The organism is Erythrobacter sp. JB1-7 (genome assembly GCF_057365015.1).
Genome location: NZ_CP200291.1, coordinates 1,719,168 through 1,745,608, shown reverse-complemented (window position 1 = coordinate 1,745,608; position 26,441 = coordinate 1,719,168). Strand labels below are relative to the sequence as shown.

The 26,441-nt window shown below is 58.6% G+C and carries 33 protein-coding genes; 15 read left to right on the top strand and 18 right to left on the bottom strand.

Annotation, left to right across the window (positions count from 1 at the left end):
- Nucleotides 1–149: 149 nt before the first annotated feature.
- From AC0V6W_RS08490 to AC0V6W_RS08480, 3 genes are all read left to right on the top strand, one after another.
- Nucleotides 150–1,214 (top strand): quinone-dependent dihydroorotate dehydrogenase, encoded by a 1,065-nt coding sequence (locus tag AC0V6W_RS08490; RefSeq protein WP_486149038.1) that lies wholly within the window; start codon nt 150–152, stop codon nt 1,212–1,214.
- 10 nt (nt 1,215–1,224) lie between these two features.
- Nucleotides 1,225–2,988, top strand: a complete 1,764-nt coding sequence (gene ggt / locus AC0V6W_RS08485; protein WP_486149036.1) for a gamma-glutamyltransferase — start codon at nt 1,225–1,227, stop codon at nt 2,986–2,988.
- A gap of 207 nt (nt 2,989–3,195) precedes the next feature.
- Nucleotides 3,196–5,037 carry an AMP-dependent synthetase/ligase gene (locus tag AC0V6W_RS08480; RefSeq protein WP_486151518.1) on the top strand — a complete coding sequence of 614 codons (1,842 nt, stop codon included), beginning with the start codon at nt 3,196–3,198 and terminating at the stop codon, nt 5,035–5,037.
- A gap of 28 nt (nt 5,038–5,065) precedes the next feature.
- Here AC0V6W_RS08480 and AC0V6W_RS08475 read toward each other — a convergent pair whose 3' ends face one another.
- From AC0V6W_RS08475 to AC0V6W_RS08460, 4 genes are all read right to left on the bottom strand, one after another.
- The gene (locus AC0V6W_RS08475; protein WP_486149034.1) at nt 5,066–5,563 is read right to left on the bottom strand and encodes a hypothetical protein; all 498 of its coding nucleotides are present in this window, start codon (nt 5,561–5,563) and stop codon (nt 5,066–5,068) included.
- Nucleotides 5,560–6,090 carry a hypothetical protein gene (locus AC0V6W_RS08470; RefSeq protein WP_486149032.1) on the bottom strand — a complete coding sequence of 177 codons (531 nt, stop codon included), beginning with the start codon at nt 6,088–6,090 and terminating at the stop codon, nt 5,560–5,562. The genes AC0V6W_RS08475 and AC0V6W_RS08470 overlap by 4 nt, the downstream gene beginning before the upstream one ends.
- Nucleotides 6,091–6,193: 103 nt before the next feature.
- Nucleotides 6,194–7,180, bottom strand: coding sequence for a sulfur carrier protein ThiS (gene thiS, locus AC0V6W_RS08465; protein WP_486149030.1), 987 nt, complete (start codon nt 7,178–7,180; stop codon nt 6,194–6,196).
- Between the two features lie 42 nt (nt 7,181–7,222).
- Nucleotides 7,223–7,597, bottom strand: a complete 375-nt coding sequence (locus tag AC0V6W_RS08460; protein WP_486149028.1) for a MerC domain-containing protein — start codon at nt 7,595–7,597, stop codon at nt 7,223–7,225.
- Between the two features lie 141 nt (nt 7,598–7,738).
- Here AC0V6W_RS08460 and AC0V6W_RS08455 point away from each other — a divergent pair, with 141 nt between their 5' ends.
- The 5 genes from AC0V6W_RS08455 to rpsI all read left to right on the top strand — a co-directional run bounded on the left by AC0V6W_RS08455 (nt 7,739) and on the right by rpsI (nt 11,147).
- Nucleotides 7,739–8,830 (top strand): COX15/CtaA family protein, encoded by a 1,092-nt coding sequence (locus AC0V6W_RS08455; RefSeq protein WP_486151516.1) that lies wholly within the window; start codon nt 7,739–7,741, stop codon nt 8,828–8,830.
- On the top strand, nt 8,827–9,156 hold the full coding sequence (cutA, locus tag AC0V6W_RS08450; protein WP_486149026.1) for a divalent-cation tolerance protein CutA: 330 nt from the start codon (nt 8,827–8,829) through the stop codon (nt 9,154–9,156). Before AC0V6W_RS08455 ends, cutA begins: the two co-directional genes overlap by 4 nt.
- Before the next feature lie 92 nt (nt 9,157–9,248).
- Nucleotides 9,249–9,926 (top strand): hypothetical protein, encoded by a 678-nt coding sequence (locus AC0V6W_RS08445; RefSeq protein ID WP_486149024.1) that lies wholly within the window; start codon nt 9,249–9,251, stop codon nt 9,924–9,926.
- A gap of 211 nt (nt 9,927–10,137) precedes the next feature.
- A complete protein-coding gene (gene rplM / locus AC0V6W_RS08440; RefSeq protein WP_486149022.1) occupies nt 10,138–10,617 on the top strand; it encodes a 50S ribosomal protein L13 in 480 nt (159 codons plus the stop codon).
- Nucleotides 10,617–11,147: a 30S ribosomal protein S9 gene (gene rpsI, locus AC0V6W_RS08435; RefSeq protein ID WP_486149020.1), complete on the top strand. Its 531-nt coding sequence runs from the start codon at nt 10,617–10,619 to the stop codon at nt 11,145–11,147. The genes rplM and rpsI overlap by 1 nt, the downstream gene beginning before the upstream one ends.
- Before the next feature lie 115 nt (nt 11,148–11,262).
- Here rpsI and AC0V6W_RS08430 read toward each other — a convergent pair whose 3' ends face one another.
- The 3 genes from AC0V6W_RS08430 to AC0V6W_RS08420 form a co-directional block, all read right to left on the bottom strand.
- Nucleotides 11,263–11,451 (bottom strand): hypothetical protein, encoded by a 189-nt coding sequence (locus AC0V6W_RS08430; RefSeq protein WP_486149019.1) that lies wholly within the window; start codon nt 11,449–11,451, stop codon nt 11,263–11,265.
- A 138-nt stretch (nt 11,452–11,589) separates the two neighbouring features.
- Nucleotides 11,590–12,330: a metallophosphoesterase family protein gene (locus tag AC0V6W_RS08425; RefSeq protein ID WP_486149018.1), complete on the bottom strand. Its 741-nt coding sequence runs from the start codon at nt 12,328–12,330 to the stop codon at nt 11,590–11,592.
- 118 nt (nt 12,331–12,448) lie between these two features.
- A complete protein-coding gene (locus AC0V6W_RS08420; RefSeq protein ID WP_486149017.1) occupies nt 12,449–12,721 on the bottom strand; it encodes a hypothetical protein in 273 nt (90 codons plus the stop codon).
- Between the two features lie 239 nt (nt 12,722–12,960).
- Here AC0V6W_RS08420 and AC0V6W_RS08415 point away from each other — a divergent pair, with 239 nt between their 5' ends.
- The gene (locus AC0V6W_RS08415; RefSeq protein ID WP_486149015.1) at nt 12,961–13,269 is read left to right on the top strand and encodes a UrcA family protein; all 309 of its coding nucleotides are present in this window, start codon (nt 12,961–12,963) and stop codon (nt 13,267–13,269) included.
- Between the two features lie 130 nt (nt 13,270–13,399).
- On the opposite strand, the gene AC0V6W_RS08410 is transcribed toward AC0V6W_RS08415, so the two are convergent.
- The 3 genes from AC0V6W_RS08410 to fumC all read right to left on the bottom strand — a co-directional run bounded on the left by AC0V6W_RS08410 (nt 13,400) and on the right by fumC (nt 16,944).
- Entirely contained in the window at nt 13,400–14,167 is a 768-nt protein-coding gene (locus AC0V6W_RS08410) for a LytR/AlgR family response regulator transcription factor (protein WP_486149013.1), read from the bottom strand.
- On the bottom strand, nt 14,157–15,407 hold the full coding sequence (locus tag AC0V6W_RS08405; protein WP_486149011.1) for a sensor histidine kinase: 1,251 nt from the start codon (nt 15,405–15,407) through the stop codon (nt 14,157–14,159). Before AC0V6W_RS08405 ends, AC0V6W_RS08410 begins: the two co-directional genes overlap by 11 nt.
- 103 nt (nt 15,408–15,510) lie before the next feature.
- Complete coding sequence (fumC, locus tag AC0V6W_RS08400; RefSeq protein ID WP_486149009.1) at nt 15,511–16,944, bottom strand: class II fumarate hydratase; 1,434 nt, start codon at nt 16,942–16,944, stop codon at nt 15,511–15,513.
- A 189-nt stretch (nt 16,945–17,133) separates the two neighbouring features.
- Between fumC and AC0V6W_RS08395 the strand changes: the two genes are divergently transcribed.
- Genes AC0V6W_RS08395 through AC0V6W_RS08385 form a run of 3 tightly spaced genes read left to right on the top strand, consistent with a single transcriptional unit; the run spans nt 17,134 to nt 19,848 of the window.
- The gene (locus AC0V6W_RS08395) at nt 17,134–17,739 is read left to right on the top strand and encodes a protein-L-isoaspartate O-methyltransferase family protein (protein ID WP_486149007.1); all 606 of its coding nucleotides are present in this window, start codon (nt 17,134–17,136) and stop codon (nt 17,737–17,739) included.
- Nucleotides 17,736–19,211, top strand: a complete 1,476-nt coding sequence (locus AC0V6W_RS08390) for a TolC family outer membrane protein (protein ID WP_486149005.1) — start codon at nt 17,736–17,738, stop codon at nt 19,209–19,211. The genes AC0V6W_RS08395 and AC0V6W_RS08390 overlap by 4 nt, the downstream gene beginning before the upstream one ends.
- A 34-nt stretch (nt 19,212–19,245) precedes the next feature.
- Complete coding sequence (locus tag AC0V6W_RS08385) at nt 19,246–19,848, top strand: DUF2497 domain-containing protein (protein ID WP_486149003.1); 603 nt, start codon at nt 19,246–19,248, stop codon at nt 19,846–19,848.
- A 30-nt stretch (nt 19,849–19,878) separates the two neighbouring features.
- Here AC0V6W_RS08385 and AC0V6W_RS08380 read toward each other — a convergent pair whose 3' ends face one another.
- Nucleotides 19,879–20,193, bottom strand: coding sequence for a hypothetical protein (locus tag AC0V6W_RS08380; protein ID WP_486149001.1), 315 nt, complete (start codon nt 20,191–20,193; stop codon nt 19,879–19,881).
- 130 nt (nt 20,194–20,323) lie between these two features.
- Between AC0V6W_RS08380 and AC0V6W_RS08375 the strand changes: the two genes are divergently transcribed.
- From AC0V6W_RS08375 to xth, 3 genes are all read left to right on the top strand, one after another.
- Entirely contained in the window at nt 20,324–20,755 is a 432-nt protein-coding gene (locus AC0V6W_RS08375; protein WP_486148999.1) for a CBS domain-containing protein, read from the top strand.
- A 63-nt stretch (nt 20,756–20,818) separates the two neighbouring features.
- Complete coding sequence (gene erpA, locus AC0V6W_RS08370) at nt 20,819–21,148, top strand: iron-sulfur cluster insertion protein ErpA (protein WP_486148997.1); 330 nt, start codon at nt 20,819–20,821, stop codon at nt 21,146–21,148.
- A 70-nt stretch (nt 21,149–21,218) separates the two neighbouring features.
- Nucleotides 21,219–22,028 (top strand): exodeoxyribonuclease III, encoded by an 810-nt coding sequence (gene xth, locus AC0V6W_RS08365; RefSeq protein WP_486148995.1) that lies wholly within the window; start codon nt 21,219–21,221, stop codon nt 22,026–22,028.
- A 63-nt stretch (nt 22,029–22,091) separates the two neighbouring features.
- Here xth and AC0V6W_RS08360 read toward each other — a convergent pair whose 3' ends face one another.
- From AC0V6W_RS08360 to coaE, 7 genes are all read right to left on the bottom strand, one after another.
- Nucleotides 22,092–22,763 carry a cell wall hydrolase gene (locus tag AC0V6W_RS08360; protein WP_486148993.1) on the bottom strand — a complete coding sequence of 224 codons (672 nt, stop codon included), beginning with the start codon at nt 22,761–22,763 and terminating at the stop codon, nt 22,092–22,094.
- Between the two features lie 196 nt (nt 22,764–22,959).
- Nucleotides 22,960–23,301 (bottom strand): DUF1491 family protein, encoded by a 342-nt coding sequence (locus AC0V6W_RS08355; protein WP_486148991.1) that lies wholly within the window; start codon nt 23,299–23,301, stop codon nt 22,960–22,962.
- A 7-nt stretch (nt 23,302–23,308) separates the two neighbouring features.
- A complete protein-coding gene (locus AC0V6W_RS08350; protein ID WP_486148989.1) occupies nt 23,309–23,800 on the bottom strand; it encodes a PaaI family thioesterase in 492 nt (163 codons plus the stop codon).
- The gene (locus AC0V6W_RS08345) at nt 23,790–24,251 is read right to left on the bottom strand and encodes a PTS sugar transporter subunit IIA (protein WP_486148987.1); all 462 of its coding nucleotides are present in this window, start codon (nt 24,249–24,251) and stop codon (nt 23,790–23,792) included. Before AC0V6W_RS08345 ends, AC0V6W_RS08350 begins: the two co-directional genes overlap by 11 nt.
- Nucleotides 24,252–24,411: 160 nt before the next feature.
- The gene (gene hpf / locus AC0V6W_RS08340) at nt 24,412–24,975 is read right to left on the bottom strand and encodes a ribosome hibernation-promoting factor, HPF/YfiA family (protein WP_486148985.1); all 564 of its coding nucleotides are present in this window, start codon (nt 24,973–24,975) and stop codon (nt 24,412–24,414) included.
- 62 nt (nt 24,976–25,037) lie between these two features.
- Nucleotides 25,038–25,742: a DNA polymerase III subunit epsilon gene (gene dnaQ / locus AC0V6W_RS08335; protein WP_486148983.1), complete on the bottom strand. Its 705-nt coding sequence runs from the start codon at nt 25,740–25,742 to the stop codon at nt 25,038–25,040.
- A gap of 71 nt (nt 25,743–25,813) precedes the next feature.
- Nucleotides 25,814–26,416 (bottom strand): dephospho-CoA kinase, encoded by a 603-nt coding sequence (gene coaE / locus AC0V6W_RS08330; protein ID WP_486148981.1) that lies wholly within the window; start codon nt 26,414–26,416, stop codon nt 25,814–25,816.
- Nucleotides 26,417–26,441: the final 25 nt, after the last annotated feature.

The window sequence follows — 26,441 nt, the reverse complement described above, 5'->3', positions numbered from 1 at the left end:
CGACAAGGTTGGTTACCTAGGGTAATGCCACGATTGATTAACCACACTTGCAAACCATGCATGTCCCGGAAGTTAGCGGGTTAGCGGGCCTGACTGCCGCGAATTCCTTTCGCTCGACACAGGCAAAATATTTGCCATAGGCTGAGGCCATGCTGTTCAATTTGCTCAAACCAGCCCTTTTTGCGCTCGATTCGGAGACCGGACACCGTCTCGCTTTGGCCGGATTAAAGCTTTTGCCGAATCGCTCCCGCGCCGTTTCGCATGCGAATCCGCACAGTGATAGCGGCCCGTTAGCCATTGAAATCGCCGGATTGCATTTCCCCAACCCTGTTGGTGTCGCCGCCGGATTTGATAAGGATGCCGAAGTGCCCGATGCACTACTTGGGCTGGGGTTCGGCTTTACTGAGGTCGGGTCGGTCACCCCGCTTGCCCAAGCAGGCAATCCCAAGCCGCGTCTGTTCCGGCTGGTCGAAGATGACGCTGTCATCAACCGGATGGGGTTCAACAATGCCGGCGCGGATGCAGCCTTTGCGCGTTTGCAATCCCGCAAGGGCCGCCCCGGCATAGTGGGCATCAATATCGGCGCCAACAAAACGTCCAAAGACCGGATCGCCGATTATGCCCAGATGGCCAGGATCATGGCCCCTTTGGCGAGCTATCTGGCGGTCAATGTCTCTTCCCCCAACACGCCCGGCCTGCGCGCGCTGCAGGATGAAAGCGCGCTGACCGCTTTGATCGATGGCGTTATCGCAGCGCGCGGTGATGTGTGCCCCGCCAATGCCCCGCCAATCTTTTTGAAAGTCGCGCCCGATCTTGAACCCGCCGATGTCGATGCGATTGCCCGCATTGCCTTGGATAAGAAGCTGGGCGCGCTGATCGTATCGAACACCACGATATCGCGCCCGCCTTTGCGTTCGCACCATGCAGGCGAGGCAGGCGGCCTGTCGGGCGCGCCCTTGCGCAAACTCGCGCTTGAGCGGGTGCGCGATTTTCGCAAAGCAACGGGCGGCGCCATCCCCCTGATCGGGGTCGGCGGCATCGCCAATGAAAATCACGCATGGGAACGCATCAAGGCGGGCGCCAGTCTGGTGCAGCTGTATTCCGCCATGGTCTATCACGGACCCACCCTTGGCGCGCGCATTGCCAAGGGGGTTGAGCGATTGATGCAGCGCGAGGGGTTCACGCGGCTTGCCGATGCGGTTGGAAGCGAATAGCACGGCGGCCATGAAAGCCTCTGTTCTGATTGCCAGTGTTCTGACTGCCAGCCTTGGCGCAGCCGCCTTGTCGGCCTGCGCGCCAAACCAAACACCCGAAACCGCGGTCGAAAGCGCGTCATCAATGCCGCTCGAAGGCGCTGTCAGCGCCGCCGATCCGCGCGCCGCCGCCGCTGGCGAAGCGATCCTTGCACGGGGCGGTTCTGCCACCGATGCAGCGATTGCGGTGATGATCGCGCTGACTGTGGTTGAACCGCAAAGCTCCGGCATTGGCGGAGGCGGCTTTATGGTCCGCGCCAGCGAAAATGGCATCACCACCTATGATGGCCGCGAAACCGCGCCCGCTGCGGCCACCGGCACGCGCTTTCTCGATGAAAACGGCCAGCGCCTGCCGCGCGATCAGCGGGTTCTGTCGGGATTGAGCGTCGGTGTGCCGGGCAATATTGCCCTGGCAGCAAAAGCGCATGCAGCGCACGGCAAGCTGCCCTGGGCCGATCTGTTCCAGCCCGCCATTGCGCTTGCCCGCGACGGTTTCAAAATGAACCGCCGCTTGCACAATTCGGTGAAAACCCGCAGCGAACGCGCTGGCAAAACGCAGGCGGCCCGCGCGATCTATTTTGATCAGAACGGCGAAGTGCTGCCCGTCGGCTCTACGATAAAAGTGCCTCAGCTGGCGCGCACTCTGACCGCGATTGCCGATCAGGGGCCATCGGCCATGTATGATTGGCTGGCCGGCGAGATTGCCGCCTATGTCGCAGCGGAAACCCCGCAGGACGGCAAGATGACCATCGGCGATGTCAAAGGATATAAAGCCAAAGAACGCGCGCCCGTTTGCTATGATTACCGCACCTACAAGATTTGCGGGATGGGCCCGCCATCATCCGGCGGTGTGGCCGTGGCGCAGATGCTGGGCCAGCTGGAACGTTTTGATCTGGCTGAAATGGGGCCTGAAAGCGCGCAGTTCTGGCACCTGTTCCTCGAATCGCAGCGGATCGCTTATGCTGATCGCGAACTGTATATCGGCGATACAGATTTCGTCGAAGTGCCAGCACGGGGCCTACTCAACCGCGAATATGTCGCTGGCAGATCTGCACTGATCGACCCTGCCAAGGCGCTGGAAAAAGCGCAGGCCGGCACCCCGCCCGGCGCTCCGCTGGCGCGCGCTGATGGCGATGAGCCGCCCGAAAATGGCACCACGCATTTCTCTGTCACAGACAGCGAAGGCAATGCGATCAGCTATACCTCCACGATTGAGGGGGCATGGGGATCGGGCCTGTTTTTTGCCGGGTTCTTCCTCAACAATGAACTCACTGATTTCTCCTCCTCGCCCGAAATTGATGGCAAACCTGTCGCCAACCGGGTCGAAGGCGGCAAGCGCCCGCGTTCCTCCATGGCGCCGACGATTGTTTTGGATGAAACGGGCGAGGTTGTGCTGGTGATCGGCGCGGCTGGCGGGCCCACCATTCCGGTGCAGGTCGCGCGTTCGATCATCGGCGTGCTCGATTTCGGGATGAGCGCTGAGGACGCGCTGGCCCTGCCGCTGGTCATGGCCTTTGGCGATACGGTCATCTCGGAAAAAGGCAGCGTGATTGAAAGCATGGGCGGCGAATTTGAAGCGCGCGGGCACAATCCCATCCGGTTTATCGACCCGCGCGGCAAAACCAACGCTTTGCGGCGCACGGCCAATGGCTGGGAAGCCGCCGGTGACCCGCGCGTCGCGCCCAATCTAAGCTATGAGGCGGCCAGCACAGGCCCGGCGGTCGATCAACCCTAACGCGCAGGCCCCAAACACGGCCGCCATCCCGGCATCAATGCGGGCAATGCTTGCCGCTACGGCAAGGAAAGCCTATTTTGGCCAGCAGATATTGAGAATGCCCGGCCTGTCCGGGCGCAGGAGACCTTGGATAGAAGGTCTCAGGAGGATCCTAAACCCGTGCACGCCCCCACCACGCAAAGCAGCCTTCCGATCAGCGATCGCCCCATCGTAAACCCGAACGATGATCCGATTTTGCAAGACATAGATAGGGCAGGCAATCTGGTTGATCTGTTCCTCAAACGCGCCGACGCCAAAGGCGATACCCCGTTTTTGGGGCGCAAGACGGATGGCAATTGGACCACGCAAAGCTGGCGCGAAGTGGCTGAGCAAGTGTGCATTTTTGCCGAAAGCCTGCGCGCGCTGGGCTTGGGCGATGGGGACCGGGTGGCGCTTGTCTCAGAAAACCGTCCCGAATGGTGCATTGCCGATCTCGCCATAATGGCGGCGGGCTGTATCTCTGTCCCAACATATATCACCAATACGCGCCGCGATCATGCCCATATCCTCGATAATTCAGGCGCGCGCGCGGTGATCGTTTCCACCGAAAAACTGCTTGGCCCCCTGGTCGAAGCCATCGCGTCCACCGGGATGATCGAACATGTGATTGGGATCGATGATTTGCAGCGCAAGCAGTCATCGGCCTTTGAATATCATTCCTGGGCCGATTTAGTCACGGGCGACTACGCCAAGGCTCGCAAGGCTGTCGATGATCGCATTGGCGGCATCGCGCGCGAGGCGACCGCCTGCCTGATCTATACCAGCGGCACTGGCGGCGCGCCGCGCGGGGTAAAGCAGCACCACGGCGCGATCCTGTGCAATGCGGCAGGCGCTGCCGAAGTGCTGATCAATGATTTTGGCATCACGGATGAACGGTTCCTCTCTTTCCTGCCCTTGTCCCACGCATACGAACATTCGGGCGGGCAATATCTGCCGATTTCGGTCGGCGCAGAGATTTTCTATTCCGAGGGGCTGGAAAAGCTCGCCTCCAATATCGAAGAAGTGCGCCCCACCATCATGGTCGTCGTGCCGCGCCTGTTCGAAGTGCTGCGCACACGGATCATGAAGCAGGTCGAAAAGCAGGGCAAACTGGCCCGCTTTATGATGGGCAGCGCTGTGAAAATCAGCGAAAATTCGGCTGAGGGCAAAAAGCGCAAGCGCGACCGTCCGCTCGATCTGGTGATCGAAAAAGCGCTGCGCCCCAAAATCCGTGCGAAATTTGGCGGGCGATTGAAAGCGCTCGTGTCAGGCGGCGCGCCGCTCAACCCGGATGTCGGCAATTTCTTTGATGCGATGGGGCTGACCATGCTGCAGGGTTACGGCCAGACAGAGGCTGGCCCTGTCATCAGCTGCAACCGCCCGGCTGCGGGTCTGAAAATGGACACTGTGGGCCCGCCGCTTCGCCATGTGCAGGTGAAAATTGCCGACGATGGCGAGATCCTGTGCAGGGGCGAGCTGGTCATGCACGGCTATTGGCGCAACGAGGCAGAAACGCAGCGCACTTTGCAGCTTGACCCGAATGAGCCGGATGGCCGCCCATGGCTGCACACAGGCGATATCGGGCACTTGGATCACAAAGGCCGGATCGTCATCACCGACCGCAAGAAAGACATGATCGTCAACGACAAAGGCGACAATGTCGCCCCGCAAAAGATCGAGGGGATGCTAACCCTGCAGCCCGAGATTGCGCAGGCCATGGTGTCCGGCGACAAGCGGCCTTATGTGGTCGGCCTGATCGTGCCCGATGCGGAATGGGCACTGGAATGGTCACGCGAGAACGGCGAGAAATTCGATATGAAAGCCTTGCAGGACTGGCCCGAGTTTAAAAAAGCCGTCCGCGCAGCGATTGATAGGACCAATAAAGAGCTGTCCGTCACCGAAAAAGTGCGCAAGTTTGAATTTGCAGACGAGGCGTTCTCCATCGAGAACGAGGAAATGACGCCAAGCATGAAAATCCGCCGCCACAAAATCCGCGACCGGTATCAGGCGCGGATTGATGGGATGTATTGAGGGGGCGAAAGCCCCGGTGCAGCCAGATTTAAGCCACTTTCAAACGCGCAACCAGAGCGGCATTCGCGAGGATATTGCGCACTTGGTCGTGGATTGAACGGGCATCGGCATCGGTCGCACGCACCAATTCGTGCCGCTCGTCGTTGCTCCAGACCCTATCCGGGGTTACGTCGTCCCTGTCCAAGGGCAAGTGGCGAGTCACAAAAAGAAGCCTGTTTTCAACGTCATACAGAACCTGAAGCGTGCAGTGAGCAAGCACATGACGCACCGGCCGCAGAGATTGCCAGCGCCCAATACGCCGCTCAAGGTTTTTGCACCGGCGATCACCGCTTTGGATCAAACGACCGCGCAGGTCTTTTATGCTTGTCAGCGCTCCGTTCTTGATTGGAAGATCAAGCGCAATGCACAAGCTACCGATGGCTTGTTCCGCTTTGGCAAAATTTGTCAGCACCCGCGCCAGCCATTGTTGAGCCTGCGCTATGGACTGATGCGAATTGTCGGCGGTAATGGGCAGTGCTTCGCTCAAACCGCCTCAACATCCTCGACAAACTCGGGATAGAACACCGGCGCCCTGCCTGACCAGCCGGCGGCGGTGGCGGCGGCTTCGCTTAAGCTTTGCAGCAGGGTTTTGCGCGTGTCTGGCTCGATCTGCGGCAAAGCGGCTGCCGCGCAGAACACAGCCGGCAGATAGCCGCGCACATTCGCGCCGATCAACCGTTCATAGAGGAACCGAAAAGCGGAAAAGCTGGAGAGCTGTTCCTGCCCCAGATCGAACGCCGCCATGCGCACCGCTGTGCCCATAAAGCCTTCGATCTCGCTGGGCGCGCCTTGGTTCGGCACCAGCCCGCGCAAACCCGCGACATCGCGGTAAGCGACATATTGGCGGCGAATCGCGATGCAATCACGCTCGCCCCGGCCCCACAGCTTGAACGCGTCCTGACGCGCAAGGCCGATATCCAAGCTTCGCTTGATGTAACGCTGCTCAGCTGCGGTAAAGCTGGCAAATTCGCGCATCTCGCCGATGGCCATGGAAACAGATTGGGTGGTCGGCATTCTGGGTTCTCCGAAACGGGAGAACCTTGTGCGCCAGTTTGGTTAATTCTGCGTAAGCATAACGCGGCGAAAGTGATAAGCCCGCCAGCGATGCCGTGCCGTGTTAAATCAGCCCGGCAAGCGGACTGGACGGATCAGCATATTTGCGCCGCCCCATCCGGCCCGCCAGATACGCCTCGCGCCCTGCCTCCACGGCCAGTTTCATTGCGCGGGCCATGCGCAGCGGGTCTTTCGCCTCGGCAATGGCGGTGTTCATCAAAATGCCATCACAGCCCAATTCCATGCCTACGGCGGCATCCGAGGCTGTGCCCACGCCCGCATCGACCAGCACAGGGACATTCGCGCCTTCGACAATCAGACGGATCGTCACTTGGTTCTGAATGCCCAACCCCGATCCAATCGGCGCGCCCAACGGCATGATGGCAACCGCGCCTGCATCCTCCAATTGCTTGGCCGCTATCGGATCATCGACGCAGTACACCATTGGCAAAAAGCCTTCCTTGGCTAGCACCTCGGTGGCTTTCAATGTCTCGCGCATATCGGGGTAAAGCGTGCGCGCCTCGCCCAGAACTTCCAGTTTAACCAGATCCCAGCCGCCCGCCTCGCGGGCAAGACGCAAAGTGCGCACCGCATCCTCGCCGGTAAAGCATCCGGCGGTGTTGGGCAGATAGGTGATTTTCTTGGGATCGATAAAATCGGTGAGCATCGGGGCCTTGGGATCAGAAACATTCACCCGGCGCACTGCGACCGTCACAATGTCTGCCCCGCTCGCTTCTACTGCTGCGGCGTTCTGCTCGAAATCTTTATATTTGCCTGTGCCCACAATCAGGCGCGATTTGAATGTCCGCCCGGCAACACTCCATGTATCCGCGGGCGTATTGTCGCCGCCGCCTACGAAGTGGACGATTTCCAGCGTATCGCCTTCGTTTAGCGCAGCTGTCTCCAATGTGGAGCGCGGGACAATTTCGGCATTGCGCTCCACCGCGACTTTGGCAGGCTCAAGCTCAAGCTCGCGCACAAGGGCGGCAATGGTGGCGGCGCTCGTCTGGCGCGGTTCGCCATTGAGGGTGATCGATTTCGTTGCAGTCATGAGGGGGAGATAGAGCCTCCCATCCGCTGCGCAAGCGTGAGTTTATCCCGCGGCGCTGCGCAAATTGAGAATATGGCCCAGCGCGACAAGGGCAACGCCGGTGATCGTCAGGGCAACCTCGCCGGTGCCATGCGGCACCAACAGCGCCGCGCCCATTGCAGCCAGCCCCGCAATTGCAAACACGGCTGGCCCTGTCTTGCGGTGGAGATAGACCCCCCAGCCAATAGAAGCTGCAGCGAAAACAAAGGCCAGGACAAGGCCGGTTTCGTGGATTTCGGGCGCAAGGAAGAAGTGCCCGCCAACGCCCAGCGCGCTGACAAAGACAATCGTGGCAAGACAATGCACAGCGCACAGTCCTGCAATCGCAATGCCCGCACGGTCCATCCGGCGGCGAAGTTTGTTGGTGCTGTCACCCATTGGTCGTCCATCTATGTGATATTGTATCATTTGGCAAGGGCCGATCCCGCCCAATACGTCCAATCTTGCATGAACCGCGTAGCTGCTTTCGACAATCGCGCTTGCAAGGCTGGCAATCGCGTTACATCTAACCGGGCGAATATGGCGACTTTATCTTCATCCCCCACCACCCCGCCCGCGCATGGGCATGCCGCTGATCAGAACAGTGCGCGGCCTTTATTGCTGGCGCGGTGGCTGGAATTTGTGGCGGCGTTTGTGGTTGTCATCGTGCTGGTCGGCGGGATCACGCGGCTTACCGAAAGCGGGTTGTCAATCACCGAATGGGATGTGGCAACCGGCATTTTGCCGCCATTAAACGACACCGCATGGCAGGCCGAATTCGCCAAATATCAGGCAACGCCCGAATACAGGCTTGAGGCGAGCCTGTCGGGCATGACCCTGTCAGAATTTAAGTTCATCTATTTCTGGGAATGGTTTCACCGCCTGCTTGCCCGGCTGGTTGGGGCGGTATTTGCACTTCCGCTGGTCTTTTTCTGGGTGCGAGGCATGATCCCGCACGGATATAAGGCGCGGCTGGCAGGCCTGCTGGCGCTGGGCGGATTGCAGGGTCTGTTTGGCTGGTTGATGGTGCAATCCGGGCTAGTCGGCGATATGACCGATGTAAGCCATTTCCGTCTTTCGCTCCACCTGCTTACCGCGCTGTTGCTGCTGGCGTGTCTGGTGTGGACCGCGCGCGATATGCGCCGCATCGCCCGCAATCCGGCGGCCGCGCCTGCGCCCATGACATGGCAATCGGGCGTGGTGGCGACCGTGCTGTTCGTTCAGCTTTTGCTGGGCGCATGGGTGGCGGGGCTTAATGCGGGCCATGCTGCCTATGACTGGCCGATGATGAATGGCCGTCTGATCCCCGAGATGAACGGGGCGGGAGGGTTTTTCTGGACATTGACGCATGATCCGTTCGTGCTGCATTTCCTCCACCGCTGGTGGGCGTGGATCGCAGTCGCAGCCTTGGTATGGCAAGCGCGCAGAACCCGCAAGGCGGACCGGGCCGCTGCGATTGCGCTCAATTGCGCATTTGGCATCATGGTCATTTTGGGCATAGCGACGGTCCTTTCGCAGGTTGAATTGTGGATCGCGGCTGCGCATCAGCTAACAGGCGCCTTGCTGGTCGCCGCCACCGCGTGGGCCATGCATGCAGACGGCGCGGCGCGGCAGAATGCGGCGACCTTATGAAGGATAATGCCGCAGCGCTGGTTTGGAGCACCTTTCCCGATCGCGCAGCGGTGCGCACGATTGCGGCCAAACTGCTCGATGCGCGCCTGATCGCCTGCGCGAATATTGTGAGCGAAATGGAATCGATCTTTACCTGGCAAGGTAAAGTGCAATCAGGCCAGGAATGCGGCGTGCTTTTCAAGACACAGGCCTCTCAATTGGAGGCGTTGATCGCGCGAATTGGCGAATTGCACCCCTATGAAACGCCCGTTATTCTTGGCTGGCATTGTGATAAAGCTTACCCTGCAACGCTGGATTGGCTAAAACACAGCTTACAAAGCAATTAAAACAGGGCTCACCCATGAACAGCACAGGGTCAACACGGCGAACGGTCCTTCGGGGCTTGGCAGCCGCGCCTGTGCTGTTGGGCGGACAATTTGTGTCTGCTCAATCCGAGAGTGCCGGCGCGCTGGCACTTGAATATCCCAAACAGCCCATGCGTCTGGCGCGGGTTCTGACGCGCGATTTGCGCGGCGGGGCAGTGTTGCAGGTGGCCCGCGATTGGCAGGTCCAATTTGCGCCGCAAGGGCGCGGGGTTGCCATCACAGGCGCCCAGCTTTCGGCCCGCGTCGATGCGCCGCCCGGTCTTGCGCAAATGGCCGCAATCGAACAGCAACGCGAGACAGGCGATATGTTCCCCATTCTGCTATCGGATGGCGGGATCATTCTGGCAGCAGGCTCGTCGATGCGCGATGTGGATTTAAACTACGCCGTCTTAAAGGCGCAGACGATCCTGGCGCAAACGCGCATCCCTGATGATGAAAAGGCGCAGCACAGCCTGTTCCTTGCGCAATTGCAGCGCAGCGGCGCATCTTTGCTCGATCAAATGCCGCCAGATCTGTTCTTTCCCGGTGGTACCCCTTTGCGGTCCACGCGTGAGATTAGCCTGCCGGGCGGGCTGATCGGTGAATTTGAAATGCGCTATGACGCCTTCACCCGCGCCGGCGCACCCTGGCTGCACCGGGCTTTGCGCGAAGTGATCACCCGGATCGGCGGTGAAGCGAGGCGATCTGTTGAGGAATGGACGCTTGAAACGCTGAGTGATGCGGGCCGATAGGCGCTTTTGACGCTCTTTTGGCAACGCTCAAAAACAGGCGGTATTATTTTACCTCTCCGCAAAGGCCCCGTTTTGCTTGACTAAATGGGGTAAAACGAACACATGCGCGGCTCTTTCGTGTCCGGGCACCCGCCGCGGCGCGATTCGATTGGGGTGCTCAGCACCCGCACAATCGCAACTGTATCATTCGTTCGTTTAAGGACATTCTGCCATGAAGGCGATCAGCAAACAGACCCGGTCGATCAAACCGGCCGAGGTCGAAAAGAAATGGCACATCATTGATGCCGAAGGTCTTGTCGTAGGCCGCCTCGCATCAATTATCGCCAACATCCTGCGCGGCAAGCACAAGCCAAGCTACACCCCCCATGTCGATTGCGGCGATCATGTGATTGTCATCAATGCCGACAAGGTCCGCTTCACCGGCAACAAAGCCACGAAGAAGATCTATTACAAGCACACCGGGCACCCCGGCGGCATCAAGGAAACCACGCCTGCCAAAGTGCTCGAAGGGGCGTTTCCCCACCGCGTTCTTGAAAAAGCCGTGTTCCGCATGATCCCGCGTGGTCCGCTGGGCCGCGATCAAATGCGCGCATTGCACCTTTATAACGGCACCGAGCATCCGCATGACGGCCAAAAGCCGCAAGTGATCGACGTTGCCTCCATGAACCGTAAGAACAAGGTGACAGCATAATGGCTGATCAAACCCCCGAAGAAACAAACACCGTCTCTGATCTGTCGGATCTGAAAGACATCGCCGGTGATGCCCCCGCAGCAGATGCGGCAGAAATCGCTCAGGCGCCGGCCATGCCTCTGCGTGAGCAAGAGCTTGACGCGCAGGGCCGGGCATACGCCACGGGCCGCCGCAAGGATGCGACCGCACGCGTTTGGGTGAAACCGGGCACGGGCAAAGTGACCATCAATGGCCGCGATCAGGAAGTGTATTTTGCACGCCCCACTTTGCGCCTTATCATTGACCAGCCGTTCTCGATCACCGATCGTCAGGGCCAATATGATGTGGTTGCCACTGTCAAAGGCGGCGGGCTGTCAGGTCAGGCCGGCGCGGTAAAGCACGGCATCAGCCAGGCGCTTACCAAATATGAGCCCGCACTGCGCGCCACTGTGAAAGCCGCTGGCTTCCTCACCCGCGACAGCCGCGTTGTGGAACGGAAGAAGTATGGCCGCGCCAAAGCGCGTCGCAGCTTCCAGTTCTCGAAGCGTTAAACCGCGCTTTTGTTCAGCTGCAAAAAAGGGCGGCCTTCCAATCCGGAAGCGCCGCCCTTTTTATGTGCGCGTTCGCAGACCGAAGCGCGCCGGGTACTAATTTTAAAGCCGCATCCTAACGCTGCAACAGCATCAGCGCATAGGAAATGCCCGTCCCGCCCAAAAACAAGGGCCAAGACCAAGCCACTTTGAAATCTCCGACAGTCATTTGATGGACCAGCAATTGGCCCCCGCTTGACCCTTGCGCGCCGATCACCACGGAAACCGTCCACGCAAGCACCGCGCCCAACATCGCAGACTTCATTATGTCCATCATTCCGCTCCAGACAATCAAACCGTCACAACGACAGCCAGCGCTCTTAATGCGCGTGTTTCGTCAGGAATGTCTTAAGCGGATGCTTAGGGTTAGGGTTAAGCGCGCGATACTGGCAAGTACATGCGATCAGCCGAGTGTGCGCAGCTGGGTTGTGATGCGTGTCGGCCCGCACGTGATGACCTGATAGGATGGCGGCGCGCCTCGGCGCAGCCGGGTGGACAACGTGCCCGCCCCGATCATCCGCATCGAACGCCTGCCCACCTGGCGCAGCCGGTCAAACGGCACATGGATATGCCCCGACAGCACCGCATGCGCGCCCGCCCCCACAAGCGCGGCAAACGCCTTTTCGCCCGACAGCGTGGGATTGCCCGGCTTTGTCTCAGGCCCCAGCAAGGGGTGATGGCCCGTCACCAGCTTCTTGCGCGGATCATCCTTCACCTTTTCAAGCTGCTCGACAGTGTCTGCCAATGCGGCGCGAGTGACCACTCCGTCCACCCATGGAAAGCGGCTCTGCATGCGCACGGTTGTTTTGAGCGGGACCAGAATGCAATCCTGCGTTTCAAACCCATCGACCGCCACGGCATCACGCAGCCGGTTGAACCGGCGATAGGGGGCAATCGCACGCTCCAGCATATTCACATAAGGCATGTCGTGATTGCCCGGATCGAGCAGGACCGGCACATCAATCGCGTCAAACCATTCGCGCGCCGCACGGTATTCGCTGTGCTTGGCACGCTGAGTCAGATCGCCAGTGCACACCAGCGCATCGGGCCGCTCGGCCGCAATGGCTTGCGCGACTGCATCCAGTGCAGCGCGATCTTCGGCGCCGAAATGGACGTCGCTGATATGAAACAGGCGTGTTGGCATGATCGCGAACGTGTGAAGCCGTATTATTGGCAATGCGCAATGGCAAAATGGCTGTAAATCCAATTCGCTGCAAAAGCGCTGGCCAAATAGTTGCGCCAGACAACTTATCCCAGCCCCGCTAAATACGGCCGCTCAAAATCAACCACGCAAACCCGCCATTCAAAGCGGTGTAGGCGAGATAGGCAATCGCAAGGCTCGTCCAGCCATTCGCCGCAAGCGCCATCGCGGCGAGCAGCACCAGAAATTCAGCCACCAGCGCGAGCCGTCTGCCCAGCACAGAGGCAAAGCCCGGCATAGAATCGATCAATTCGTGCCCGCTTTCCACCACGGCGCGGTGCAAGGCGAAATTCCCCACACCCAATACAAACACGAATCCAACCACAATCCACATAGATGACATTATGGCGTAAACGCCGGTCGGGCGAAATCCTCCATTTGTCGGCGGTCTTATGCATTCGGTCAGCACAGCGCTGCGCCTATCGAGCGACGTGGCCGGGTTGGTCGAGCACCGCGTGCGCACCCGCAATCAAGCAGGTATCTCTTTATCTATCGGAGCGCCCGGCAACCCCGTTTGAACTCCCCGATTTGAACCCGTTCGAACCTGGGCGCTGCGATACAAGGAGAGATACAATGAAGATGATTGCCCTTACCACAGCCGCCCTTAGTCTTGCCGTTTCTGCCGTGCCAGCCATGGCCGCGCCGCAAGAAGCCGAATCGATGAAAGTCTCCACCCGCGGTCTCGATCTCGCCACCACCGAGGGGCAGGAAATGCTCGATGAGCGCATCGAGCGCGCAGCAAAATCCGTCTGCCGTGTGGGCCATGTCCGCACAGGATCACTGATCGAAGCGCAAGCTGCGAAAAAATGCCTCGCCAAGGCCCGGACCAGCGCGAAACGTCAGACCGCAGCCATTGTCGCCCAACAGCGCCGCGGCGGCTGATCTACGAGGTACCCTCTTGGGCGTATCCATTTACCACGACCCGGTACGCGCAAGAACTTTGGTCCGGATCCACTTAGTCCCTGGGTCCGGGCCATTTTTATCGAGGGATTGTGAACTTGGCTAAGCAGCCTTAACGGCCCGCCATCTTCTTCACTTTGGCAAGATATGTCCGCCCAATTCGCAGAGCATCGCCATTCATCAGCTCAGCGGACCAAACACCCAAACCATCATGACGCAGCCCGCGAATATTATCCCGGCGCAAAATGGTGGAACGGTGGATGCGGATAAACTCATCGGGATCAAGCCGCGCTTCTAACCCGGCAATAGTCTGGAGCAGCAGATACGAGCGCGAATCGCTTTCTGGGTCATTCGGTTTGCCCACATGTAGGCGGACATAATCGCGCTCTGCATCGATCTGGTGCACTTCGCTTACCGCGATGCGCAGCAATTCGGACCGGTGCGGCACCCACAATTCATCGAGCCATTCGCTCGCGCGTTCCTTACGCTCTCCCCGGCGCACTATGGCCCGTTCAATCGCGCGCGCAAGCCTGTCTGCTGCAACGGGTTTGAGGACATAATCGACCGCTTCTAAATCAAACGCCTCAACCGCAAAATCATCGTGCGCGGTGACAAAGATGACGGCAGGGGGCGTGTCGCTTTCCGAAAATTTTGCCGCAACGCCGAGGCCATCCAATTCCGGCATGGTCATATCCAGCAGCACCAGATCTGGCTCAAGCTTTTCCGCCAGACGCAAAGCCGCCGCGCCATCGCTCGCCGTGCCCACGACATTGATCGCGGGGATTTCCGCGCAGATGACTTGAATACGTTCCACCGCCAGCGGTTCGTCATCCACGATCAGAGTGCGAAGAGCTGTATCTTTGTTTTCGCTATCCGTCATGGCGTGTCTTTCTGCGAGAGAGAGGGATGCGCATTTCCGTTATGTAACCCCCTTGGACAGGAGCGGACGACAGCACGATATCGGACCCAAAGCGGGCCTCCAACCGGTCGCGCACATTGGCAAGACCAATGCCAAATCCATGCGCGCTGCCTTCGGGCACGCCCGGCCCATCATCGCTGACAGTGACCACCAAACGATCAAACTCCTCGCGCGCGGCCAGAGTTACTGTCACTTGCCGCACGACCGAGGAGACCGCGTATTTGACCGAGTTTTCAACCAGTGGCTGAAGTATCATGCCCGGCACCCGCGCCTGTTCCAGATCCGTAGGAAGGTCGAACACACAGCGCAGACGATCAGGAAAACGCACCGCTTCGATATCAAGATACAGCCGCTGCAGATCAAATTCATCGCGCAATGTCACATCGCTCGTCGGATCATCGGCGAGCGAATGGCGGTAAAAGCGGCTGATGGTCTGGATCATGCGTTCAGCCCGGTCCACTTTGCCTGTCATCACCAAGGCCGATAGCGAATTGAGCGTGTTGAACAGGAAATGCGGATTGACCTGATAACGCAGACTGCGCAATTCCGCCGCCTTGGCAGCGGATCGCAATTGCTGCTGGCTGCGTTCCGCCGCGCGCGCCTGCGCAATCGCGAGCATCGCAATGTACAGAGCGGCCCAGGTGAGCAGGATATAATACCGGTTCAGCGCAGCATCGAGCATCGAATACCAATATTCGCTTTTGTCGTTCGCATCCTGCAGCGTGAATGTCAGCACCGGGGGATCATCGGGATCGACGTTCTCACCGTCTTCGGGAACCCAGCCGCGCGGCTGTTCAATTTCTGCGAGCAAATTGCCCGATGCATCGCGCCGAAGGGTAAAGCCGCGCTTTTCGGCGAATTCTTCCTGCACCTTTTGCGACAGGGGTTTGAACAGCGCCTGATTGACCTGAGCGATCAGGATCGCGGTGGGCATGGCAGCCACCAGCGCAACCGCCATAATCACCCAGCGTTTTCGCCCTTCGAACAGGCGCAGCACGCTCCACATAATAAGCGTGGCGGCCACGCCCACTGTGCAGACCAGACCCCGGCGCCACAGGATGTCAATTTCAACACCCATGCCGACAATCACGCCGCGCAAAGTCAACAGCACGAAATACACCGACCACAGCGCAAGGATCGACAGCACAATCGTGCGCAGTTCAACGGTGGGTTTGGTTTCCAGGAATTGAGAAATGGCCATATCTACCCAGCAGACCTAAGCGGCACAGCCCCGTGATGGAAGAGGCGCGAGACGCGATCATCGACCCGCATCAGGCCTTGGTCGAATAGCTGCTTACGGCCCTTTACGCCTTTGGCTTGATCATTTCCGAGGGCACAATCCACTCTCTAAACTGCTCCTCGGTCATCAGGCCCAGCTCCATTCCCGCCTCTTTCAGCGTGGTGCCATCGGCATGCGCTTTCTTCGCGATTTTCGCCGCATTATCGTACCCGATATGCGGATTGAGCGCGGTGACGAGCATCAGGCTTTCATTCATCAGCTTGTCGATGCGGTCCGTGTTGGCCGTGATCCCGGTAACGCAATTGTCAGTAAAGCTTACCGCGCTGTCGGAGAGCAGGCGGATTGATTGCAGCACCGAATAAATCATCACAGGCTTGAACACGTTCAGTTCCAAGTGCCCATGCGATCCGGCAACGCTGACGGTGGTGTGATTGCCCATAACCTGCGCGCACACCATGGTGAGCGCCTCGCACTGGGTCGGGTTCACTTTGCCCGGCATGATGGATGAACCCGGCTCATTCGCAGGTAGAGCAATTTCGCCAAGGCCAGAACGCGGGCCCGAACCGAGCAAGCGGATATCGTTCGCTATTTTCAGCAAGCTAACAGCGGCGGAATTGAGCGCGCCTGACAGTTCGACACAGGCATCATGCGCGGCCAGCGCTTCAAATTTGTTGGGCGCCGTCACAAAGGCATGGCCGGTCGCATCGGCGACCTGAGCTGCAAACTTTTCAGCAAAGCCGATTTTCGAATTGATCCCGGTGCCAACGGCCGTTCCGCCCTGCGCCAATTCCAGAACGCGCGGCAGAGCGTTTTCCAGCCGGACAATCGAATATTCAACCTGCTTGGTATAGCCGGAAAATTCCTGGCCCAGTGTCAGCGGGGTCGCATCCTGCAAATGCGTGCGGCCGATTTTGACGATATCGGCAAAAGCGCCCGCTTTCGCATCCAGCGCGCCGTGCAAATGCTGCAAGGCCGGGATCAATTGTTCAATCGTCTCGCACGCCGCTGCGATGTGCATCGCAGTGGGGAATGTGTCGTTGGAGCTTTGCCCCATATTGCAATGATCGTTCGGGTGAACCGGCTCTTTTCCGCCATGCTTGCCGGTCAGGATCTGGTTCGCGCGGCTCGCAATAACCTCATTGGCGTTCATATTGGACTGCGTGCCAGACCCCGTCTGCCACACCGATAGCGGGAATTGCGCCGCCAAAGTGCCGTCAATCACTTCGCCCGCTGCCTGAACGATGGCATTGCCCAGCTCATCAGCCAGCACGCCCAGCTCCATATTCGCTTTTGCTGCTGATTGCTTTTGAATGCCCAGCGCTTTCACCAGCGGGGCGGGCATGGTTTCAACGCCGATGGCAAAGTTAGCAAGGCTGCGCTGCGTTTGAGCGCCCCAATGCGCGTCTACAGGGACAGCAACATCACCAAGCGAATCGCTTTCAATCCGCACTTTGCCTGTCGCGCCAAAAATGGCCCCATCGTTCACCACGTCGCTCATCGAATTGTTCCTTATCCCGGTCGAATGCCGGCTCCCATAAGCACCGCAATTGGCCCACGTCAAAGGCCTTGGCTGCAAACCTTTCAAAGTCTAGAGCCTGCGGGGCGTCTGGCCGGGCGGGCTCTATGGCCGCACAGTAAGGCTTGACGCACTGTATTGTTCACTTAATACAGCTCTTGTGGAGTAGAAATGACCGAAGCATCCCTCACCCTTGATACAGCCACCGCGCGAAAGGCCATGATCGATAGCCAATTGCGCACCAGCGGCGTGAACGAGGAATTCGTCCTTTCACGAATGATGGCAGTCCCGCGTGAGGATTTCCTGCCCGCTGACAAAGCGTCCCTGGCCTATATTGATCGCTCGATCGCGCTGGATGGCGGCGCGCATCTGGCTTCGCCGCTGTTTTACGGAAAGCTTTTGCTTGCGGCGACACCGCACAAACATGACGGCGTTCTGATTGTCACAGGCGGCACGGATTACCTGGCCGAACTGGTGCGCCCATTGGTCAGCACGGTCACGGCGATCACGCCCGCTGATGCGGTCGCGGGCAAAGGTTTTGATGCGGGGGCCTATTCGCTGATCCTTGTAGATGGCGCGGTTGAACACATGCCCGATCAGCTTGCCGATGCGCTTGCCGAAGAAGGGCGGATCGTGACCGGTCTGCTGCTTCGCGAAGTCACGCGGCTGGCCATCGGCCGCAAGATCGCGGGGCAAACCGCTTTGCAAACGCGCGAGGATATTGGCATCCCTGTTCTCGCAGCGTTCAACAAAGCCAAGCCCTGGACATTCACTTGATCGCTCGCACCTCTTCTATCCGCGCGGTATTGCTCAGCGCAGCGGCGGCGGGCTGTGTCATCAGCGCGCCCGCTCAGGCCGATTCCCTGCGCGAAGCTTTGGCATCGGCGTATAACACGAACCCGACACTTGCCGGTCAGCGCGCCAGCCAGCGCGCGACCGATGAAGAGGTGCCAATCAACCGCGCGCCGGGCCTGCCCGACGTGCGGGTCACTGCAACGCATATCGAATTTGTCCGCCAATCCTCCAACGCCTTCACCGCACCGTCGCGCAATTTGGGCGTCAATGCGGCGGTGACCGTGCCGATCTACACAGGCGGAGCGGTCAAAAACGGCATCCGCGCAGCCAAAGAGCGCGTTGCCGCAGGGCAGGCCGATTTGCGCGCCACGGAAAGCTCGATCTTCAGCCAGACGGTCGCCGCCTATATGGACGTGCTGCGCACCGAGGCGCTTGCAGGGCTTGCCGCCAATCAGGTCGACGTACTGCGCGTCAATTTGGAGGCCACGCGCGACCGGTTTGAAATTGGCGATCTAACGCTCACCGACGTCGCGCAAACGGAATCGCGCCTGGCTCTGGCTGAGGGGGATTTGCGAGGCGCTGCCTCCAATCTGATCGGCGCGCAGCAAAGCTATATCCAATTGGTCGGACAAGCGCCGATGAACCTTGAAGCGCCCCCGCCTTTGCCCGGACTGCCTGACACAGTGGGTCTGGCGGTCGATACTGCGCTGAAACACAATCCCGACCTTATCGCCGCAAAAGAACGCGCAGATGCCGCAGGTTTTGACACCAAGGTGGCAGGATCGGGGCGTCTGCCCACTGTCGGGCTGTTCGCCAATGGCGATTACAGCGATTTCTACGGGACGCTTGGCGGTCCGATTGCGCAGAACTTTGTGCAGGCAGAAACGACAGCCAATCTGGGCGTAAGGGTCACCATTCCGCTGTTTCAAGGGGGTCTGCCTGCAGCACGCCAACGGCAGGCCGGCGCACGCGAAAGCGCCGCGCTTGAAAATGTGATCGCCACTGAACGCAATATCATTGCGCAGACCAGATCGGCCTTTGCCAGCTGGCAGGCATCCAACGCGGTGATTAAAAGCTCGCAAGCCGCGGTTGAGGCGGCAGAGCTGTCACTCGAAGGGGTGCGCGCAGAAAATTCGATCGGCAATCGGACCATTCTCGATGTTCTCAACGCCGAACAGGAATTGCTTTCTTCCCGTGCCCAATTGGTGACCGCGCGGCGCAATGCCTATGTCGCTGGCTTCACTCTGCTAGCAGCCATGGGACGCGCTGAAGCGCGCGATCTTAACCTCGATACAGGCGGGCCTTTATACGATCCTATGGTTAATTTTGACCGGGTCAAAGGCAAGATCTGGGACTGGGATCGCGACCCAAAACCTGCACCAGAATCAACCAGAACCGTTGACATTGATACGCCAGAGGCATCAATTGGCCCCGAACTCACACCGAGTGAGTAAATTAACCAAGTGATTCGGGGAAATGGGGCATCCAATGGCGCAAGATAACGCAGCTTCGGTCGAGGAAATCCTTGATTCGATCAAAAAAGTGATTGCCCGCGACAACCGCAGCGATGCGATTGAAGCCCGGCGCAAGAAACAGATCGTATCGGATGACAGCGAGGCAGAGGGCGACATGGACACAGCAAGCAAGACGGGCAGCGAAACCAAACTGGATGCGATGGAATTGACCGAAGAGGTCCAAACCACCAGCGCTGATGACAATGCCGATCAATCCTCTGACGAAGTGCTCGATCTGGGCGCGATGGAATGCGTCGCGGATGATGCCAGCGATGACGATGCAGATGCCTTTTTTGACTCGGAAAGCGAAGAAACCGTGCCGACAACCAATCACGAAGCCCCGCTAATCAACGACGAAGTGCGCGGCGCTATGCAGGAAAACCTCGCCGCTCTTGCCATGCTGGCAGAGCCGGGCGCAAAACCGCAGATTGTGCGGTCTGGCGAAACATCGCTCGAAGGGCTGACGCGCGAATTGATGCGCCCTATGCTGGCCGAATGGCTCGACAAAAACCTGCCTGGCATGGTCGAGAAAATGGTTCAGGCCGAAATCGCGCGGATCGCGGGCAAGCGTCGCTGAAGTTAGCGGGAAAAGCCGCTTGAGCCGAATCTAGTCGTCGTCTTTGCGGCCAAACAGCTCTTCGCTGCTTGGCAAACGATTGTCGACCGCCTCGTCATGGCCTGTCCCGTTGGACAGAAACGCCAGCCCCATCAGCCCGCCACCAAGCAGCATCGTAAAGCTGATGCCCAGCGCCACAGCGATATAGAAATGCACGGATATCATGCCATTAAAGGCATAAAGCACGCTGAGCGCGACAATCACAATTAGCACGGTGACCGCCATGAGAACTTTCATGATCTGGCGAAACCGGCCCCAGGCATAGGCAGCGTTTTCCGGATCATCGAGAGGTGATTTTTCAGCCATGCCCGCATCCATGCGCGTTGCCGGATCGCTTTGCAATCCGCGAAATCACCCTTTGGCCTCACAGAAATGCGGATTCGCTTTTCGTGCAAAGGAATGGCAGGTTTGTGTTTGAGAGAAAGAGAGGTGCTTCATGACAATCGCAAAGATTCTCGCCGACCGCTCCGCCAATGACGTGATTTCGTGTGACGTCCTAACCCCGGTTTCTGAGGCGGTGTCGATGCTGGCAGGCAAGCGCATCGGGGCGCTTCCCGTCTTGCGCGGTGGAGCCGTGGTCGGAATTGTTTCAGAGCGCGATGTGATCTACCGCCTGGCCGAACAAGGGCGCGCATGTCTTGACCAACCTGTCGAAGCGATCATGACGTCGCCCGCCATCACCATCACACCGGACATGAAAATCGATGATGCGCTGTCTTTGATGACCAAGCGCCGCTTTCGCCATTTCCCTGTGATCGAAGGGGACGCGCTTGTCGCATTCATTTCAATCGGCGACCTTGTGAAAAGCAAGTTTGACGAGGTTGAACACGAAGCGGCTGCGATGCGGGATTATATCCAAACGGTCTGAGGCGCGGGACGCTAAATCACCGCGCACCTTGAGCAAGCGAGCGGCTCTTCCTAAATAGACCTTATGGCCAACACCCTCACTCTGACCGAATCGGCGGCAAAGCGCGTCGCGTGGATCGCTGAGAAGCAGACCAAACCTGCGATCCTGCGCCTTTCGGTCGAAGGCGGGGGCTGCTCCGGCTTTCAATACAAGTTTGATCTGGCAAGCGCGGCGGAAAGCGATGATCTGGTCAGCGAAACCAATGGCGTGCGCCTGGTGGTTGATCCCATCAGCCTCGATCTCGTCAGCGGCAGCGTGGTAGATTACGTCGAATCGCTGGGCGGTGCAGCCTTTCGGGTCGAAAATCCCAATGCCGCTGCCGGCTGCGGATGCGGATCGAGCTTCGGGATTTAGGATCTCCCTCGGGGGGTATTTCGGCCTGACGCGATAGACGCGGGCCCTTTCGTCCGGCATGCTCACGCCCATGAAAATCGCCACATTCAACATCAATGGGATCAAAGCCCGCCTGCCGCGTCTTAAGGAATGGCTGGCCGAAACCCGGCCGTCTGCCGCGTGCCTGCAAGAGATTAAAAGCCAAGATGAAGGCTTTCCCGCCAGCGAATTTGAAGAGCTTGGCTATCAGGCGATCTGGCATGGGCAGAAGAGCTTTAACGGCGTCGCGATCCTTGCCGATACCAAGGCGGGATATTCGATTGACGAAGTGCAACGCGGCCTTGGCATAGACGGCCCAAAAGAAGGCGAGGGCGAACAATCGCGCTATCTCGAAGCGGACATTACCAGCGAAGATGGGCGAACTGCGCGGATCGTGTGCATATATCTGCCCAATGGCAACCCGCAGCCAGGGCCCAAATTTGACTACAAAATCGCCTGGATGGAAAAACTGCGCGCGCGCATGGCGGACATCTGGGCCGAAGAAGTGCCTGCCGCGGTTTTGGGCGATTACAACGTCATCCCCTTCGATGATGACACCTATTCGGTGAAAGCCATGGCCAATGACGCGCTCACTCAGCCGGAAAGCCGCTCTGCCTATGCCCGGTTGCTGGCCGATGGCTGGACCGATGCCGTGCGCACATTGAACCCGCGCGGCGGGGTCTGGACCTATTGGGATTATCAAGCGGGCGCATGGCAGCGCGATCACGGCTTCCGCATCGATCACATTTTGCTGTCACCCGAAATGGCGGGCAGATTAAGCGCAGTGGGCGTTGATCGCCAACATCGCGGGCGCGAAAAAGCCAGCGATCATGCACCTGTATGGGCCACTTTCGCTGATTAAGCGCACAAAAAAGCCCCCGCCGATCAGGGCGAGGGCTTTGTGTCTTGTTTGGCAAGCGCGAGCTTACCGATAGAAAATATGCGTATCGATCTGCGCGGTCCGCTCTTTGCGGCGGCTCCATGATGGGCGGACATATTTCGCATGGAAATACACCGCATCGCCCGCTTCACAGTCCCACATATCGTTGTGAGCGATTTTTGCGATGGCTTTTGCGCGCGTCCAAGCCGAAGATCCCGTGCGGATACGCGGCATCTTGCCGCCTTTCACAAACGAAAATTGCGCGCGCTGATACACAACGCCGCAATAACTTGCAGGGAACCGGCGATCTTCGGACCGGTTGATGACAACATTGGCGACAGCCAGCTGACCAGCAAGCGGCTCACCACGCGCTTCGAAATAAACGGCGCCGGCAAGACAGCGCATTTCATCGGTTAGATTATCGGCACCGTCCACTTGCGAAACCAGTTCGCGCAGCGATCCAGCGTTTAATTGGGGTGTTTCTTCAACCGGCTCTTCGGGAAGCGGCTGAACCACTTCGCGTGAGACGAATTCGATCTCTGGCGAAACGACTTCGGCATCGTCATTGGTTGTTTCTTCGATCGTGGGAGCCGCGTCAGCCGTATCGGCCTGTCCCAGATCCTGTGCCCAAGCTTGAACGCCATCGGCGCTCGACAAGCTGAGAGCAGCGGTTGCCATGACAGCCATGGCACTCAACGAATAAGTCTTACGACTCATGAAAATTCACTTTTGTGCGGTGAGCGAGCTCCGACGCAGGAGAGAACCTGTTGCGTTTTCGCAAATTGTTTTATGGTTCAAAAAGCCTGCCGGCTGCCCCCCGTCTGCGTGCTAACCTGTTAGCCGTATTGCTAACGTGTCAGCCTGCGCACCTGGAAGCTCGGTGCGAAATAGGCTGGTTGACGCTTAGGTCAAGTTAAATGGGCAGACTTGCGATGAAGCGTTCTGGATCGTCGATATCCACCTCCAAAATCCAGATATCGCTGTCTTGGCCCTGCCTTCGCGACAGATACGCGGAAAATTCATAAGGCTTTTCAGTGTCTTGTGATTTTGTAGGAACAAAAGCGCGCGTTCCATCCAATTGCGGCATTCTTTCGTAAAGCTGCGCCGCCTCGCCCCGACACATTGTTATAAGCAGGATTGTTCCCGCATCCCGCTCCCCCTTGGCCAGCACCGTTGCCATGCCGCCCTTGGTCTCAGCCAGCCTAACCATCGCGCCAATTTCGAGGTGAGCGGGCAGCCGCGTATCGCCTGTCATGCGCCGATCACGGCGTTTCAACCGCCTCAGCGCTGTATCCCGCGAGGCTCGACAGGGCGATACGAGAGCGCATGAAAGTGCCAGTGCCGCGGCCAATCTCGTCCCCTTCCGCATCAACCAGCCGCGATTCGGCCACGAAAACACGCCGTTTCCCACTGACCCAGCGCCCTTCGGCCACGACCTGGCCGGTTTTGACAGGCTTGGTAAAATGCAGGTTGAAGCTGGTGGTTAGAAGAAAACGATCGGTCGCCAGAGTGTTCGCGGCGTAAAAGGCCGCATCGTCGAGCATTTTGAAATAGATCGTGCCATGCGCCGCGCCCGCCGCATGGTACACATCCTCGGTGATGTCGAACACCAGCCGCGAAGCGCCCTCGCCCACAATCTCAAGCGAGGACGTAAACATCGCATTGACAGGCGCTGAGGCGTAAAGCCGTTCAAGCGCGCGATAATGAAGGCCCGCCCCATCGACCGGAGGAGAAGCTGCGGTCTTAGGCGGCATCGCGCAGGAATTGATTGGTCAACATCGCATAGACTGCATCGACATCGGGTGCATCGAGCAGGCTTTGCAACCGCGCATCATCGCGCACAAACCGCGAAATGGCGGCCAGCGCGTGAAGATGGGTTGCCCCGGCATTTTCTGGCGAGACCAATGCGAAAAACAGTGACACAGGCATCGCATCTGCTGCCGCAAAATCCACCGGTTCGCTTGATCTCAAAATAGCCAGAGTCGGGCGGCGCACTTCGGCGCTGCGGCAATGCGGAATGGCCACGCCGCGGCCAAAGCCGGTACTGCCAAGCGCCTCGCGCTGTTCGAGCCCGTCACAAATCGCAGCCTCATCAATGCCGTACACGTCGGCAATCAATGCAGCGATGTTTTGCAAAGCGTGATGCTTGTCTGCAAGGCGAGCAATAGAGACCGCCTGCGGCACCAACACGATATTCACGTCCATGATAATCCCAAATTTGAACTTATTGAGCCCCTCTTAGGGCTTTCACTCATCAAAGAAGAGCCAGGCGCAATAAAGGGGTGCGCCGCTGGCTACCATCAATCATGAGCTGGACCGTTGTTTTCACTCGCGCCGTACATAGCGCGGTGATGTTTTCAAGATCCTAACGCGGTTCGACCCAACCAATTGAGCCATCCGTGCGGCGATAAACCATATTATGCCTCTCAGTGCCAGCATTTTTGAAAAACAAAGCTGGCGTATCGCGCAGATCGAGCATCATCACGGCATCGGCAACGGTGGCGGTCGGCACCTGAACGCTGGTCTCCGCAATGACGGGCGGAGCGTCGCTGACAACTTCCTGTTCGGGCTCTTCAGTGGCGAGAATGGTGTAGGCAGCCTCTTCCTCAGCGCGTGCATGGGCGGTGCGTTCATGCCGGTCGGTTAAACGGCGTTTATAGCGCCGCAACTGCTTTTCGATTTTGGTCGCGGTTTGATCGAGCGCCTGGTGCGCATCATGCGCATTGCCTTGCGCTTTCAGGATCAGACCTTGCGAGACATGGGTCACGATATCGCATGAAAACGCGCCCGCCGGACCTTTGCCAAAAGTCACATGGCTCGACAAAGCGCGGTCGAAATATTTGTCGACGATCCCGCCCAAACGCTCTGATGCGTGTTCCTGCAAAGCGGTGCCCGTTTCGACCTGATGTCCCGAAATCCTGATGTCCATCTGCTTGCAGTCCTCCTGATTGTGCGGCCAATGCTCTGGCCAGATAGTTCACTCGCGCCCCTTTACCGCGCCCAAATCGCGTCCTTGATACCTTCGATAAAGGCGGAGTGGCGAGTCAGTTCTTCAGATGAAGGAGCATGCGGGCGTGGTTCGCGCCGCTGCTGCGAAGAGGCGGGCGCGGATGCGAATTTCGCAGGCTGGCCGGGCGTCTCACCTGTCATGCCAGCATCATCGGCGGCCAGTTCAAGGCCAATCTGCCGCCCACCTGTCAGCTCAACATAAACCTGAGCGAGCAATTCCGCATCAAGCAGCGCGCCGTGTTTCACCCGGTGGCTGCGATCAATGCCGTAACGGGTACACAAAGCATCAAGCGAAGCCTTTGCGCCGGGATGTTTCTTGCGCGCAATCGCGACGGTATCCACCATCCGGTCCAGCGAAATCGGCGCGCGGCCAATGCGTTCGAGCTCGGCATTGAGAAAACCAAAATCAAAGCTCGCATTGTGCGCGACCAGAGGGGCATCGCCGAGAAATTCGAGCAATTCATCGGCGGTGTCGGAAAACAATGGCTTTGCGGAAAGAAAGCTGGCGGACAGGCCATGCACCGCTTCAGCAGCAGAGGGCATGTCGCGTTCGGGATTGTAATATGCGTGGTAACTCTCGCCGGTTTCGACCCTGCCGATCATCTCAACACAGCCGATTTCCACCATCCGGTCCCCCGTTTTAGGGTCAAGGCCGGTCGTCTCTGTGTCAAATACCACTTCGCGCATTGGTGATGTTATTCACCCAAGCGACGATCAGCGCAAGAGGGGCAATCACGCATGGACAGATGAAAACACCGCTATGGCTGAGGTTTTTGAGCCAATCGTCCCTCTAGTTTCTCTACCAGCTGCTCCACCTGCGCGCGCGTTTCGGCAAGGCTGGTTGAGGTATCAATGCTATAATCGCCGCGCTTGCGCTTTTCGGCATCGGGCACTTGCAATTTCAGGATGTCTTCGAATTTTTCTCTCGTCATCCCGTCCCGGGCGAGAACGCGCTGGCGCTGAATATCCGCCGGAGCCGACACAACAATCACTGCATCAAAGCCGGCCTCTCCGCCGCGCTCGAACAATAAGGGTATGTCAAACAACAGCATGGACGCATCAGCATTATCTTCAAGAAACTGCGCGCGCGCTGCGCCAACAGCAGGGTGCACGATGGCTTCGAGCCGGGCGAGTTTGTCCGCGCTGCCAAACACCAACGCGCCCAATTTCGCGCGGTCTACGCCGTCTGGGCCGGTTGAACCGGGAAACGCTTCCTCAATCGGCGCGATAAGAGCGCCGCCTGCGCCTTGCAGACGGCGCACTTCGGCATCGGCATCAAACACCGGCACACCGCAATCGGCAAACATCGCAGCGACGGTCGATTTGCCCATGCCAATCGAGCCAGTAAGGCCAAGCATCATGGGCCGCGTGCTAGGTGGAGAGGCG

Coding starts and splice junctions, on each gene's coding strand:
- AC0V6W_RS08490 (WP_486149038.1), top strand. CDS start 150: ATGCTGTTCAATTTGCTCAAACCAGCCCTTTTTGCGCTCGATTCGGAG.
- rpsI (WP_486149020.1), top strand. CDS start 10,617: ATGGCTGATCAAACCCCCGAAGAAACAAACACCGTCTCTGATCTGTCG.
- AC0V6W_RS08425 (WP_486149018.1), bottom strand. CDS start 12,330: ATGCCAACACGCCTGTTTCATATCAGCGACGTCCATTTCGGCGCCGAA.
- AC0V6W_RS08360 (WP_486148993.1), bottom strand. CDS start 22,763: ATGAGTCGTAAGACTTATTCGTTGAGTGCCATGGCTGTCATGGCAACC.
- cutA (WP_486149026.1), top strand. CDS start 8,827: ATGAAGGATAATGCCGCAGCGCTGGTTTGGAGCACCTTTCCCGATCGC.
- AC0V6W_RS08410 (WP_486149013.1), bottom strand. CDS start 14,167: ATGACGGATAGCGAAAACAAAGATACAGCTCTTCGCACTCTGATCGTG.
- AC0V6W_RS08405 (WP_486149011.1), bottom strand. CDS start 15,407: ATGGCCATTTCTCAATTCCTGGAAACCAAACCCACCGTTGAACTGCGC.
- erpA (WP_486148997.1), top strand. CDS start 20,819: ATGGCCAACACCCTCACTCTGACCGAATCGGCGGCAAAGCGCGTCGCG.
- dnaQ (WP_486148983.1), bottom strand. CDS start 25,742: ATGCGCGAAGTGGTATTTGACACAGAGACGACCGGCCTTGACCCTAAA.
- thiS (WP_486149030.1), bottom strand. CDS start 7,180: ATGACTGCAACGAAATCGATCACCCTCAATGGCGAACCGCGCCAGACG.
- AC0V6W_RS08460 (WP_486149028.1), bottom strand. CDS start 7,597: ATGGGTGACAGCACCAACAAACTTCGCCGCCGGATGGACCGTGCGGGC.
- fumC (WP_486149009.1), bottom strand. CDS start 16,944: ATGAGCGACGTGGTGAACGATGGGGCCATTTTTGGCGCGACAGGCAAA.
- xth (WP_486148995.1), top strand. CDS start 21,219: ATGAAAATCGCCACATTCAACATCAATGGGATCAAAGCCCGCCTGCCG.
- ggt (WP_486149036.1), top strand. CDS start 1,225: ATGAAAGCCTCTGTTCTGATTGCCAGTGTTCTGACTGCCAGCCTTGGC.
- AC0V6W_RS08395 (WP_486149007.1), top strand. CDS start 17,134: ATGACCGAAGCATCCCTCACCCTTGATACAGCCACCGCGCGAAAGGCC.
- AC0V6W_RS08345 (WP_486148987.1), bottom strand. CDS start 24,251: ATGGACGTGAATATCGTGTTGGTGCCGCAGGCGGTCTCTATTGCTCGC.
- coaE (WP_486148981.1), bottom strand. CDS start 26,416: ATGATGCTTGGCCTTACTGGCTCGATTGGCATGGGCAAATCGACCGTC.
- hpf (WP_486148985.1), bottom strand. CDS start 24,975: ATGGACATCAGGATTTCGGGACATCAGGTCGAAACGGGCACCGCTTTG.
- AC0V6W_RS08455 (WP_486151516.1), top strand. CDS start 7,739: ATGGCGACTTTATCTTCATCCCCCACCACCCCGCCCGCGCATGGGCAT.
- AC0V6W_RS08380 (WP_486149001.1), bottom strand. CDS start 20,193: ATGGCTGAAAAATCACCTCTCGATGATCCGGAAAACGCTGCCTATGCC.
- rplM (WP_486149022.1), top strand. CDS start 10,138: ATGAAGGCGATCAGCAAACAGACCCGGTCGATCAAACCGGCCGAGGTC.
- AC0V6W_RS08350 (WP_486148989.1), bottom strand. CDS start 23,800: ATGCCGCCTAAGACCGCAGCTTCTCCTCCGGTCGATGGGGCGGGCCTT.
- AC0V6W_RS08470 (WP_486149032.1), bottom strand. CDS start 6,090: ATGCCGACCACCCAATCTGTTTCCATGGCCATCGGCGAGATGCGCGAA.
- AC0V6W_RS08415 (WP_486149015.1), top strand. CDS start 12,961: ATGAAGATGATTGCCCTTACCACAGCCGCCCTTAGTCTTGCCGTTTCT.
- AC0V6W_RS08355 (WP_486148991.1), bottom strand. CDS start 23,301: ATGACAGGCGATACGCGGCTGCCCGCTCACCTCGAAATTGGCGCGATG.
- AC0V6W_RS08430 (WP_486149019.1), bottom strand. CDS start 11,451: ATGAAGTCTGCGATGTTGGGCGCGGTGCTTGCGTGGACGGTTTCCGTG.
- AC0V6W_RS08420 (WP_486149017.1), bottom strand. CDS start 12,721: ATGTGGATTGTGGTTGGATTCGTGTTTGTATTGGGTGTGGGGAATTTC.
- AC0V6W_RS08375 (WP_486148999.1), top strand. CDS start 20,324: ATGACAATCGCAAAGATTCTCGCCGACCGCTCCGCCAATGACGTGATT.
- AC0V6W_RS08385 (WP_486149003.1), top strand. CDS start 19,246: ATGGCGCAAGATAACGCAGCTTCGGTCGAGGAAATCCTTGATTCGATC.